The organism is Clavibacter sp., from assembly GCF_014802555.1.
In the GTDB taxonomy this organism is placed as follows: domain Bacteria; phylum Actinomycetota; class Actinomycetes; order Actinomycetales; family Microbacteriaceae; genus Clavibacter; species Clavibacter sepedonicus.
Genome location: NZ_JAAVCB010000031.1, coordinates 23,587 through 35,374 on the forward strand (window position 1 = coordinate 23,587; position 11,788 = coordinate 35,374).

At 73.2% G+C, this 11,788-nt stretch carries 13 protein-coding genes; 10 read left to right on the plus strand and 3 right to left on the minus strand.

Annotation, left to right across the window (positions count from 1 at the left end):
- Nucleotides 1-6 precede the first annotated feature (6 nt).
- Nucleotides 7-708, minus strand: coding sequence for an HAD family hydrolase (locus HDR73_RS04010; protein ID WP_012299089.1), 702 nt, complete (start codon nt 706-708; stop codon nt 7-9).
- Between the two features lie 82 nt (nt 709-790).
- Here HDR73_RS04010 and hemW point away from each other — a divergent pair, with 82 nt between their 5' ends.
- A complete protein-coding gene (gene hemW, locus HDR73_RS04015) occupies nt 791-2,014 on the plus strand; it encodes a radical SAM family heme chaperone HemW (protein WP_012299088.1) in 1,224 nt (407 codons plus the stop codon).
- A gap of 14 nt (nt 2,015-2,028) precedes the next feature.
- Here hemW and HDR73_RS04020 read toward each other — a convergent pair whose 3' ends face one another.
- Nucleotides 2,029-2,442 carry a VOC family protein gene (locus HDR73_RS04020; RefSeq protein WP_041464555.1) on the minus strand — a complete coding sequence of 138 codons (414 nt, stop codon included), beginning with the start codon at nt 2,440-2,442 and terminating at the stop codon, nt 2,029-2,031.
- A gap of 10 nt (nt 2,443-2,452) precedes the next feature.
- Entirely contained in the window at nt 2,453-2,848 is a 396-nt protein-coding gene (locus HDR73_RS04025; protein WP_012299086.1) for a DUF4870 domain-containing protein, read from the minus strand.
- Nucleotides 2,849-3,034: 186 nt separating this feature from the next.
- Here HDR73_RS04025 and hrcA point away from each other — a divergent pair, with 186 nt between their 5' ends.
- From hrcA to HDR73_RS04070, 9 genes are all read left to right on the plus strand, one after another.
- Nucleotides 3,035-4,057 carry a heat-inducible transcriptional repressor HrcA gene (gene hrcA, locus HDR73_RS04030; RefSeq protein ID WP_094169847.1) on the plus strand — a complete coding sequence of 341 codons (1,023 nt, stop codon included), beginning with the start codon at nt 3,035-3,037 and terminating at the stop codon, nt 4,055-4,057.
- A gap of 60 nt (nt 4,058-4,117) precedes the next feature.
- Entirely contained in the window at nt 4,118-5,233 is a 1,116-nt protein-coding gene (gene dnaJ, locus HDR73_RS04035) for a molecular chaperone DnaJ (protein WP_012299085.1), read from the plus strand.
- A 2-nt stretch (nt 5,234-5,235) separates the two neighbouring features.
- Entirely contained in the window at nt 5,236-6,000 is a 765-nt protein-coding gene (locus HDR73_RS04040; RefSeq protein ID WP_012299084.1) for a 16S rRNA (uracil(1498)-N(3))-methyltransferase, read from the plus strand.
- Nucleotides 6,001-6,028: 28 nt separating this feature from the next.
- On the plus strand, nt 6,029-6,385 hold the full coding sequence (locus HDR73_RS04045) for a histidine triad nucleotide-binding protein (RefSeq protein ID WP_012299083.1): 357 nt from the start codon (nt 6,029-6,031) through the stop codon (nt 6,383-6,385).
- Nucleotides 6,372-7,421, plus strand: a complete 1,050-nt coding sequence (locus tag HDR73_RS04050) for a PhoH family protein (protein ID WP_012299082.1) — start codon at nt 6,372-6,374, stop codon at nt 7,419-7,421. The genes HDR73_RS04045 and HDR73_RS04050 overlap by 14 nt, the downstream gene beginning before the upstream one ends.
- Nucleotides 7,418-7,879: an rRNA maturation RNase YbeY gene (gene ybeY, locus HDR73_RS04055; RefSeq protein ID WP_012299081.1), complete on the plus strand. Its 462-nt coding sequence runs from the start codon at nt 7,418-7,420 to the stop codon at nt 7,877-7,879. Before HDR73_RS04050 ends, ybeY begins: the two co-directional genes overlap by 4 nt.
- A 9-nt stretch (nt 7,880-7,888) precedes the next feature.
- Nucleotides 7,889-9,211, plus strand: a complete 1,323-nt coding sequence (locus HDR73_RS04060; RefSeq protein ID WP_012299080.1) for a hemolysin family protein — start codon at nt 7,889-7,891, stop codon at nt 9,209-9,211.
- Nucleotides 9,204-10,283 (plus strand): GTPase Era, encoded by a 1,080-nt coding sequence (gene era / locus HDR73_RS04065; protein ID WP_012299079.1) that lies wholly within the window; start codon nt 9,204-9,206, stop codon nt 10,281-10,283. Before HDR73_RS04060 ends, era begins: the two co-directional genes overlap by 8 nt.
- Nucleotides 10,284-10,393: 110 nt before the next feature.
- On the plus strand, nt 10,394-11,788 hold a 1,395-nt coding region (locus HDR73_RS04070), incomplete at its 3' end, for a sensor histidine kinase (protein WP_287136248.1).

The following is an 11,788-nucleotide window of genomic DNA, read 5'->3' on the forward strand; positions in this document are numbered from 1 at the left end:
GCCGCGTCAGCGCGCGGCGAGCCCGTCGAGGTATGCCATGACCTCGTCGTGGCCGACCGCGAGGTCCGGCACCACGAGCGCCGCGTGAGCATCCGGCGCCCGGAGCTCGGCGACGCCGTAGGCGCCCGTCGCGACGGCGACGAACGGGAATCCCGCCGCCTCGGCGGCGACGCCGTCCGCCGGGGTGTCGCCGATGATGACGACCGTCGCCCCGGCCAGCGCCTCTGCCGCGCGGCGGGTGAGGTCGCTGCGGATCCGCGCCTGGTGCCCGAAGAACGATGCGTCCCAGTCGAAGAGGTCGACGTCGAGCCCCGCGCCGTCGAGCTTGTAGCGGGCCCGCAGCGGCGAGTTGCCCGTCAGCAGCGCGTTGATCCAGCCGCGTGCGGCCACGTCGGCGACGAGGCGCGGGACGCCGACCGGCACCTCGCGGCGACCCGCGCCGTAGTGCTCGACGCGCGACATGCCCTCGAGCTGCTCGCGGACCGCCGCGTGCAGCGACGCCGGCATCCCGTAGAGGTCGAGGGTCTCCCAGATGATCTGCCCGTCGGTCTTCCCGTGCGCGTGCACCGTGCGGTCCTCGAGCTCCTCGCCTGCGGCCAGCTCGATCGCGCGGTGGTACATGCTGCCGGCGCGCGGGCCGTTGAGGAGCAGCGTGCCGTCGACGTCCCAGAGGACGTGCAGGGGCCGGGGCGTCGGGGCGTCGGTCATGCCCCCATCCTGCCGGAGGACGGGGACGCGACCCCAACGGCCCGCGCACCGGGGCGCTTCCTCGCCGGGGGATGATGGACGGATGCCGTCCGCCCTGCCCCTCGCTGATCCCGCCCCCGCCGACGGCCTGCTCCCCGCATCCGCGGCCGAGGGCGCGGACGCGCGCGCGTTCGGCGTCTACCTGCACGTCCCCTTCTGCCGGGTCCGCTGCGGGTACTGCGACTTCAACACGTACACGGCGCCGGAGCTCCGCGGCGTGAAGCAGTCCGACTACGCGTCGCAGGCCGTGCAGGAGGTGCGGTTCGCCGGTTCCGCGCTGCGCGAGTCCGGTGTCCCCGCGCGCCCCGCGTCCACGGTCTTCCTCGGGGGCGGCACGCCCACGCTCCTCCCGGTCGAGGACCTCGTCCGGATGCTCGACGCCGTGCGCGACACGTGGGGCATCGCCGAGGGCGCCGAGGTCACGACGGAGGCGAACCCCGACAGCGTCGACGACGCGTACCTCGCCGCCCTCGCGGCGGGCGGCTTCACGCGCGTGTCCTTCGGCATGCAGTCCGCCGTGCCGCGCGTGCTCGCGACGCTCGAGCGCACGCACGATCCCGCCCGCATCGCCCCCGTCGTCCGCGGCGCCCGGGCGGCCGGCCTCGAGGTCAGCCTCGACCTCATCTACGGGACGCCGGGGGAGACCATCGACGACTGGCGCGCCTCGCTCGAGCAGGCGATCGCGCAGGAGCCCGACCACCTCTCGGCCTACGCGCTCATCGTCGAGCCTGGGACGAAGCTGGCGCGGCAGATCCGCCGCGGCGAGGTGCCGGAGCCGGACGAGGACCTCCAGGCCGACATGTACGAGCTCGCCGACCGCATGCTCGGCGAGGCCGGCTACGAGTGGTACGAGGTGAGCAACTGGGCGCGCGACGGCCGCCGCAGCCGCCACAACCTCGCGTACTGGCAGGGCCACGACTGGTGGGGCGTCGGCCCGGGCGCGCACAGCCACGTGGGCGGGGTCCGCTGGTGGAACGTCAAGCACCCGGCGGCACACGCCGACCGCGTGCTCGCCGGGGCCTCACCCGGCGCGGGCCGCGAGTCGCTCGACGACGCGACGCGCGAGGTGGAGCGCGTGCTGCTCGGCGCCCGCATCCGCGACGGGCTCGCGATCCCGACGCTCACCGCGGAGGGCCGGCGCCAGGTCGCGGGTCTCATCGCCGACGGGCTCGTGGAGCCGCGCGCCGCCCTGTCCGGGACGCTCGTCCTGACGCTGCAGGGGCGCCTGCTCGCCGACTCCGTCGTGCGTCGGCTGCTCGAGGACTAGCCCAGGGCCGGTCGTCAGAGGACGACAGCACCCACCTCGTCGCCGGCCTCGCGCTCGGCGTCGCTGCGCTCCACGCAGAACTCGTTGCCCTCGGGATCCGCGAGCACGACCCAGCCGCTGCCGTCGGCGTTCCTCCGATCGGCCACGAGCGCGGCGCCCAGGGCGAGCACCCGCTCGACCTCCTCGTCGCGCGTGCGGTCGTCGGGCGCGAGGTCGAGGTGCACGCGGTTCTTCCCCGTCGTGGGGCTCTCCGTCCGCTGCAGGATGATGCCGAGGCCCGAGACCGGATCGCCGAGCCACGCCATGCCGTCGCCGGGGACGTTCGGCTCCTCGGGATCCTCCTCGAAGCCCGTCACGCCGGCCCAGAAGAGCGAGAGCGCGTGCGGGTCGCGGCAGTCGACGGCGACGTGCCGCATCCTCGCGCTCACGGGCGACCGCCTACTTGATCCACCGGATGTTGAGCGGGTAGCGGTAGGGCCGGCCGGCCTGGACGCGGGTGCCGCCGATGATCGCGAACACGATGTTGACGACGACCACCGCGAAGATCACGAGGCCGAGGAGCAGGCCGATGATGACCCCGAGGATCGGGATGACCCCGAAGACCACCTGCAGCACGTTGAGGATGACGAGCGCGCCCACGACGTTGATCGTCCAGTTCGTCGCCTCCTTGCCCTCCTGGTCGGTGAACCGGCCGCGCTCGCGGAACACGAGCCACACGATGAACGCCGGCACGATGAGGATGGCCAGGAAGTGCGTGAGGGACGCCCAGAGGCGGTCCTCGCTCGGGGTGAGCGGCGTGGGCGCGCCGTAGGGGTGGGGGTCGGGTGCGGACATCGCGGGGAGCCTCTCGGTGCCGGGCGACGACCGGGGATCGGCGGACGCGGACGGATCATGGGTGGGCCTGGCTGCACCGGGCCCGTCCACGCTACCGCCGACGACGCGAGACCGGCAACGCCGATCACCCCCGGAGCCGCGGTACGATTGGCAGTCAGAACCGACGAGTGCCAGGAGGGAGCCGCCATGGTCTCGGAACGCGGGCTCGACGTCCTCCGGGTGATCGTGCAGGACTACGTGTCCTCTCGCGAGCCCGTGGGCTCCAAGTCCATCGTGGAGCGCCACGCCTTCGGCGTCTCGGCCGCCACCATCCGCAACGACATGGCCCTCCTCGAAGAGGAGGAGCTGATCGCCGCGCCGCACACCTCGTCCGGGCGCGTGCCCACCGACAAGGGGTACCGCCTCTTCGTCGACCAGCTCGCCGACGTGCGCCCGCTGACGCCCGCGCAGCGCCAGGCGATCCACGTGTTCCTCGGCGAGTCGGTCGACCTCGACGACGTGCTCGCGCGCACGGTGCGGCTCCTCGCGCAGCTGACGAACCAGGTCGCGCTCGTGCAGTACCCGTCGCTCGCCACGAGCCACGTCAAGCACGTCGAGCTCGTGGCGCTGTCGACCACGCGCGTGCTCACGGTGCTCATCACCGACACGGGCCGCGTCGAGCAGCGCGTCGTCGAGCTCGCGGGCGACCCGGACGACGCGTTCCTCGCGATCATGCGCACGCGGATCAACCAGGCCGTCGGCGGGCTCGGGCTCGCCGAGGCGGCGACCCGGCTCGAGACCCTGTCCGACGAGGTCGAGCCCGGGCAGCGCGCCGCGGCGTCCGTCCTCGCGGGCACGCTCGTGGAGCAGGTGCTCGCGAACCGGCAGGAGCGGCTGCTGCTGGCGGGATCCGCGAACCTCGCCCGCACCGAGCGCGACTTCCCCGGGAGCATTTCGCCCGTCCTCGAGGCCATCGAGGAGCAGGTGGTGCTGCTGCGCCTGCTCGGCGAGATGGAGGCCGACCAGCACGGCGTCTCCGTGAGCATCGGTCGGGAGAACGCCCCGTTCGGCCTCGGCGAGACCAGCGTGCTCACCAGCGGCTACAGCTCGTCCGGCGGCGTGCTCGCGCGCCTCGGCGTGCTCGGGCCGACCCGCATGGACTACTCCACCAACATGGCGTCGGTGCGCGCGGTCGCGCGCTACCTCTCGCGCCTGCTCGAGGAGCGGTGACCGCCGCACGCCGGCGCACCGCCGAAGATCCCCACGACCATCACCACCGAAGGGCCCGACGTGGCTGACCACTACGAAGTACTCGGCGTGAGCCGCGAGGCGACGCCAGAGGAGATCAAGAAGGCGTACCGCAAGCAGGCGCGCCAGCTCCACCCGGACGTCAACGACGCCCCCGACGCGGCCGAGCGGTTCAAGCTCGTCACGCACGCGTACGACGTGCTGTCGGACCCCCAGCAGCGCCAGCAGTACGACCTCGGCCCGCAGGCCGGTTTCGGCGGACAGGGCGGCCAGGGCTTCGGCGGGTTCGGCGACATCTTCGAGACGTTCTTCGGCGGCCAGCAGGGCGGCGGCGGACGCGGCCCCCGGTCCCGCCAGGAGCGCGGCCAGGACGCGCTGCTGCGCGTGGAGGTCGAGCTCAAGGAGGTCATCTTCGGCGTGCACCGCGACCTCGAGGTCGACACGGCCGTCGTCTGCGACACGTGCCACGGATCCTGCGCGCAGCCCGGCACGAGCGCCGTCACGTGCGACATCTGCCGCGGCTCCGGCAGCATCCAGCGCCAGGTGCGCTCGCTCCTCGGGAACGTCATGACGTCGAGCCCCTGCGGCACCTGCCGCGGCTACGGCACCGTCATCCCGCACCCGTGCCCCACCTGCCAGGGCCAGGGCCGCGTCCGCGCGCGCCGCACCGTGCCGGTGGACATCCCGGCCGGCGTCGACACGGGCCTCCGCCTCCAGATGCCCGGCTCCGGCGAGGTCGGCCCCGCGGGCGGCCCGAACGGCGACCTCTACCTCGAGATCAAGGTCAAGCACCACGAGGTCTTCAGCCGCAACGGCGACGACCTGCTCGCGACGGTCGAGGTGAGCATGGTCGACGCGATCCTCGGCAGCGACGCGCACATCGAGGCCCTCGACGGCGACGTCGACCTGGAGCTCCGCCCCGGGATCCAGAGCGCCGAGATCATCACGGTGCGCGGCCGCGGCGTCACGAAGCTCCGCGGCTCGGGTCGCGGCGACCTCAAGATCGGGATCCAGGTGGTCACGCCCCAGAAGCTCGACCATAAGGAGCGCGACCTCATCCAGCAGTTCGCGAAGCGCAACAAGGCGCCGGCGCCGCACCTCGCGCACTTCCAGCAGGGCCTGTTCCAGAAGCTCCGCGACCGCTTCCTCAACGTCTGACCGTGGCCCACTTCTACCTGGCCGACGACATCGGCGCCTCCGACCTCGCGGTCGGCCGCCTGCTCGTGCTCGCCGGCCAGGAGGCCAGGCACGCCGTGACCGTGAGCCGCGTGCGCTCCGGCGAGGGGATCCTGGTGGGGGACGGCCGCGGCACCATCGCCTCCGGCACCGTCACGTCGGCGGAGCCGCAGCGGCTGGAGCTCCGCGTCGACGCGGTCGAGGCGCACCCCGAGCCGTCGCCGCGCGTGGTCCTCGTGCAGGCGCTCGCGAAGGGCGACCGCGACGAGCTCGCCGTGCAGGCGGCCACCGAGCTGGGCGTCGACGCCGTGATCCCGTGGCAGGCGCAGCGCTCGGTCTCCCGGTGGGAGGGCCAGAAGGTCGCCAAGGGCCGTGATCGCTGGCGCGCGATCGTGCGCGAGGCCGCGAAGCAGTCCATCCGCCCGCGCGTCCCCGAGGTGGAGCCGCTCGCCACCACGAAGGACCTCGTGCGGATGGCCGCGACCTTCCGCGTGCTCGTGCTCGTGCTCGACCCCACGGCCGAGGCGCGGCTGTCGCGGCTCGACCTCGCGGCGGCGGACGGAGACGCCGACGCCGCGACCGACGTGCTGCTCGTCGTCGGGCCGGAGGGCGGCATCAGCCCGGCCGAGGTCGAGGCGCTCCGCGAGGCGGGGGCGATCCCGGTGGCGCTCGGCTCCGGGATCCTCCGCACGTCGACGGCGGGACCGGCCGCGCTGGCGCTCGTCAACGCCGGGCTCGGGCGCTGGTGACGTCGCGGGTCCCGCGTAGGCTGGGCGCATGACCAGCAGCGCAGAGCCCACCGTCTTCGAGCGCATCGTCGCGCGCGAGATCCCGGCCCGGATCGTCGCGGAGACCGACCGCGTCATCGCCTTCGAGGACATCGCGCCCCAGGCGCCCGTGCACGTGCTCGTGGTGCCGAAGACCGCCGCGTACCGCGACGTCGTCGAGCTCGCCGCGGGCGACCCGGCGCTCCTCGCGGAGATCGTGTCGGTCGCGTCGCGCATCGCCGCCGAGCGCGCGGGCGGCCAGTTCCGCCTCCTCTTCAACACGGGGGCCGACGCCGGCCAGACCGTCTTCCACGTGCACGCGCACGTGCTCGCCGGCTTCGACCAGGGGGACCATGTCGGGCTCTGACCCGCGGGGCGGTGCATCCACGCAGGATGACCGCGTCGAGCAGACGGCCACCATGGACGGCGTGCTCATGGTGCGCCTCCTGGGGCCGCAGGACCGGCTGCTCCGGCAAATCGAGCGCGAGCACCCGGACGTCGACGTCCGAGTCCGCGGCAACGAGATCACGCTCGTCGGCACCCGGGCGGACGTGGCCGCGGCCCGTCGGCTCATCGACGAGGTCGTGGCGATGGTGGAGGACGGACAGCACGTGGAACCCCAGGAGATCGAGACGAGCGCACGCCGGCTCGGCGAGGACGACGCGCGGACCCTGTCCGACGTGCTGAGCGAGGCCATCGTGCAGTCGCGTGGTCGCACCGTCCGGCCGAAGACGCAGGGCCAGAAGCAGTACGTGCAGGCGATCGACGACCACACCATCGTGTTCGGCATCGGCCCCGCGGGGACGGGCAAGACCTACCTCGCGATGGCGAAGGCCGTGCAGGCGCTGCAGCGCAAGGAGGTCGAGCGGATCATCCTCACGCGCCCCGCCGTCGAGGCGGGCGAGCGGCTCGGCTACCTGCCCGGCTCGCTCACCGACAAGATCGACCCGTACCTGAGCCCGCTGTTCGACGCGCTCAACGAGATGATGGATCCGGAGCTCGTCCCCAAGCTCCTGGCCTCCAACACCATCGAGGTCGCGCCGCTCGCCTACATGCGCGGCCGCACGCTCAACAACGCGTTCGTCGTGCTCGACGAGGCGCAGAACACGACCCCCGAGCAGATGAAGATGTTCCTCACGCGCCTCGGCTTCGGCTCGAAGATGGTGGTCACGGGCGACATCACGCAGGTCGACCTGCCCACGGGATCGAGCGGGCTCCAGCTCGTCACGCGCGTGCTCGACGGGATGGACGACATCCACTTCTCCCGCCTCACGAGCGACGACGTCGTGCGGCACACCCTGGTCGGCCGCATCGTGGACGCGTACACGCGCTACGACGCGGAGCGCCAGGCCGCCGACCACCTCCGCGCCGAGCGCCGATCGACCCCCGGGAGCACCCGATGAGCATCGAGATCAACAACGAGTCGGCCGTCGAGGTCGATGAGCCGCTCATCCAGCGGCTCGCCACGTACGCGCTCGACACGCTGCACGTGCACCCCGACGCGGAGCTCGCCATCGTGATGGTGGACGAGGGCGCGATGGAGCAGCTGCACGTGCAGTGGATGGACGAGCCGGGTCCCACCGACGTCCTGAGCTTCCCCATGGACGAGCTGCGCCCCGGCACCGAGGACCGGCCGACGCCCGCCGGGCTCCTCGGCGACATCGTCGTGTGCCCACAGGTCGCGGCCGAGCAGGCGGTGACCGCCGGGCACTCCACGATGGAGGAGATCCTGCTGCTCACCGCGCACGGCATCCTGCACCTGCTCGGCTTCGACCACGCCGAGCCCGACGAGGAGCGCGAGATGTTCGGGCTCCAGCGCGACATCCTGATCGGGTTCGCCATGAGCGAGCGCGGGCGCTGACCGCCTTCGATGCTGACCCTCCTCCTCCCCGCGTTCCTCCTCGTCGTCCTCGGCGGCCTGTTCGCCGCCGCGGAGTCCGCCATCTCGTCGCTGTCCCGCGCGGACATCCAGGAGCTCGCGCTCACCTCGCGCGCCCGCCGGTCGATGCTCGCCATCTCCACCGACACCGGCGCGTACGTCAACGCGCTCGGCTTCGTCCGGATCATCGCGGAGACGGGCGCCGCGGTGCTCGTGACGCTCGCGCTGGCCTCCGCGATCGACGAGTGGTGGATCACGCTGCTGGTCGCCGCCGCCATCATGACCGCCGTGTCGTTCGTGCTCGTCGGCGCGAGCCCGCGCTCGGTCGGCCGCGTCCACGCCCGGCCGCTGCTCGCGTGGACGGCGCCGCTCGTGCGCGTCATCCGCGTGGCCATCGGGCCGGTCGCCGACGCGCTCGTGGCCCTCGGCAACCGGGTCACGCCCGGGCGTCCCAAGACGGTGGCGACCTTCACCAGCGAGGAGCAGCTGCTGAGCATGGTCGACGAGGCGACCGAGCTCGAGGTGCTCGAGGAGGACGACCGAGAGCTCATCCACTCCATCTTCGAGTTCAACGACACCGTCGTGCGCGAGGTGATGATCCCGCGCACCGACATGGTGGTGGTGGAGCAGACCGCGCACGTCGGATCCGCGCTCGGCCTCTTCCTCTCCCGCGGCATCTCCCGGGCGCCGGTGACGGGACGCGACTCGGACGAGATCGAGGGCGTCCTCTACCTCCGCGACCTGGCCCGCATGGTCTACGAGCGGCCCGAGGAGGCGGAGCGGACGACCGTCGACCAGCTGGCGCGCCCCGCGGTCTTCGTCCCCGAGTCGCAGAAGGCCGACGCCCTGCTCCGCCAGATGCAGCTCGAGTCGAACCACCTCGCGATGGTGGTGGACGAGTACGGCGGCATCGCCGGTCTCGTCACGCTCGAGGACCTCATCGAGGAGCTCGTGGGCGACATCAGCGACGAGTACGACCGCGACGTGCCCGAGTACGAGGACCTGGGGGACGGCGTGTACCGTGTGAGCGCCCGGCTGCCGATCGACGAGCTCGGCGACCTGTTCGGGCTGGAGCTCGACGACGACGACGTGGACAGCGCGGGCGGCCTCCTCGCCAAGACCCTGGGGCGCCTGCCCGAGCGCGGGTCCGTGGTGCGCGTCGGCGGCCTGGTCCTCACGGCCGACCGGGTCGAGGGGCGACGCACGCGCATCAGTACGATCCTCGTCGAGCGCGACCGCGTGGACGACGCATCCGACGACCACGAGGCGGCCCCCGCGGGCACCGCCACCAGCAGAGGACACGACCATGACTGATCCCCGGGACGACGAGACGCCCGCCGACGAGACGCGCACCGAGACGACGGCCGCTGACGCCACTGCGGACGACGCCACCGACGCCACCGCGACCGCCGAGCCCGCCCCGCTGTCCGACGAGGCCTGGGGCATCGACCGCGCCGCGGAGCCGTCCCGCTCGAAGCGCAAGCCGCGCGGGGGAGCGCCCGCCTACCGCGCGGGCTTCGTCTCCTTCGTCGGCCGCCCGAACGTCGGAAAGTCCACCCTGACCAACGCGCTGGTGGGGGAGAAGGTCGCCATCACCAGCTCCAAGCCCCAGACGACGCGCAAGGCCATCCGCGGCATCGTGCACCGGCCGGACGGGCAGCTGATCCTGGTCGACACCCCCGGGATCCACCGCCCGCGCACGCTCCTCGGCGAGCGGCTGAACGCGCTCGTGCAGACGACGCTCGGCGACGTCGACGTCATCGGGCTGTGCATCCCCGCGGACGAGCGGATCGGCCCGGGCGACCGCTTCATCAACGAGCAGCTCGACGAGTACCCGCGCGCCCGGAAGATCGCGATCGTCACGAAGACCGACTCGGCGTCGCGGCACGCCGTCGCCGAGCAGCTGCTCGCCGTGCAGGAGCTGCGCGAGTGGGACGCGATCGTGCCCGTCTCCGCCGTGGAGGCGATCCAGCTCGACGCGCTCGTGGGCGAGCTCCTGAAGGCGCTGCCCGTCTCCGAGCAGCTCTACCCGTCCGACGCCGTCACCGAGGAGGGGCTCGAGGCGCGCATCTCGGAGCTCATCCGCGAGGCCGCGCTCGAGGGCGTGCAGGACGAGCTGCCGCACTCGCTCGCCGTGACGATCGACGACATGATCCAGCGCGAGGACAAGGAGCTGCTCGAGATCTACGCGAACCTCTTCGTCGAGCGCGACAGCCAGAAGGGCATCGTCATCGGCGCCCAGGGCTCGCGGCTCAAGCACGTCGGCCAGGTGGCGCGCGCGCAGATCGAGCCGCTCGTGGGCACGCGCGTGTTCCTGTCGCTGCGGGTCAAGATCGCGAAGGACTGGCAGCGCGACCCGAAGCTGCTCGGCCGCCTCGGCTTCTGATCCGCGCGGGCGGCGCACGCGTACATCCCGCGGATGAGATCGGGGCGCCTCCACGGGGATCGTCGGCCGCCCGTCGCTCCTCGGCCGGGCGCGGCACGTACGGTGGTCGCATGCTCCGACGGATCCCGAGGTACCAGCTCGTCCTCGACATCGTCCTCGCCGTCGCGTTCGTCGCCCTGCTGGCCCCCGGGTCGATCGGCGTCGCCGCCGCGAGCGCGTTCGGCGTCTTCGCGTCCACCACGTCCGAGGTGTCGGTCATCCTCGTGCTCGTCATGGGCGCCGCCCTCGCCGTCCGCCGCGTCTCGCCGGGGCTCTCCCTGGCCGTCGCCTGGGCGGGGGCGATCATCCAGATGGGCGCCGGCGCGGGCGTCGAGCCCGGCGACCTCGCCGTCGCGGGCGTCGTCTACTGCACGGCCGCGTACGGCGGTCGCGTCGTCCGCACGCTGGGCCTCGTCTCCGCGATCCTCGGCGGCGTGGTCGCCGCCACCTACCTCTCCTACGCATCGGGCCGCGTCCCCATCGGCAGCGCGGCGTTCAGCACGGGGGAGTGGACCGCGTTCGCGACCCTGTTCCTCTTCCTGCTCCTGTGCGCGTGGAGCGTGCTGCTCGCGTCGTGGACGGCTGGCCGACTCGTGGTCGCCTCCCGCGCGTCGCACGCGAGCCGGGACGCGCAGGAGGCGGCCGAGCGCGACCAGGCCCGCGCGCTGCAGGACGTCGTCGTCGAGCAGGAGCGCAACCGCATCGCCCGGGACATGCACGACGTCGTCGCCCACTCGCTCGCCGTCGTGATCGCGCAGGCGGACGGCGCCCGCTACGCCCGGCTGGTGGATCCCGAGGCGGCGGACGAGGCGCTGCGCACCATCTCCACCACCGCCAGGCAGGCGCTCGGCGACGTGCGGATCCTCCTGGCGCAGCTCCGGCACAGCGAGGACGACGCGCCGCAGCCCGAGCTCAAGGAGCTGAGCGACCTCATCGACCAGATGCGCTCCACGGGCCTCACGATCCAGTTCGTCGAGACGGGCCAGCCCGGCGAGTTCGGCACCGGGCAGCAGCTCGCCGTCTACCGCATCGTGCAGGAGGCGCTCACGAACGTGCTCCGGCACGGCGACGTCGCGCACCCCGTCGAGGTGGAGCTGGTCTGGGAGCCCGACGGCGTCTCGGTGTCCGTGCAGAGCCGGACGCTCCCGGATCCAGTGCGCCCCCCGCGCACCACGACGGGCATCATCGCCCTGCCCGTGCTCCCGCCCGTCCCCGCGGCCCCCGCGCAGCCGGTCGGCCACGGCCTGGCCGGCATGCGCGAGCGGGCGACGCTCTCCGGCGGCCGCTTCTCGGCGGGGGTGCGCGAGGGCGTGTGGACCGTGTCCGCGTGGATCCCCTTCGCTCCCGCCACGCGCCCCGTGCCGCGCGTGCCCGTCGTCGGCGCGTCCGTCGGCACGGGAGCGGACGCGCCCAGCCGGCCGCTCACCCTCGACGAGCTGTTCCCGCCGGAGGCCGCCGCCGCGGGC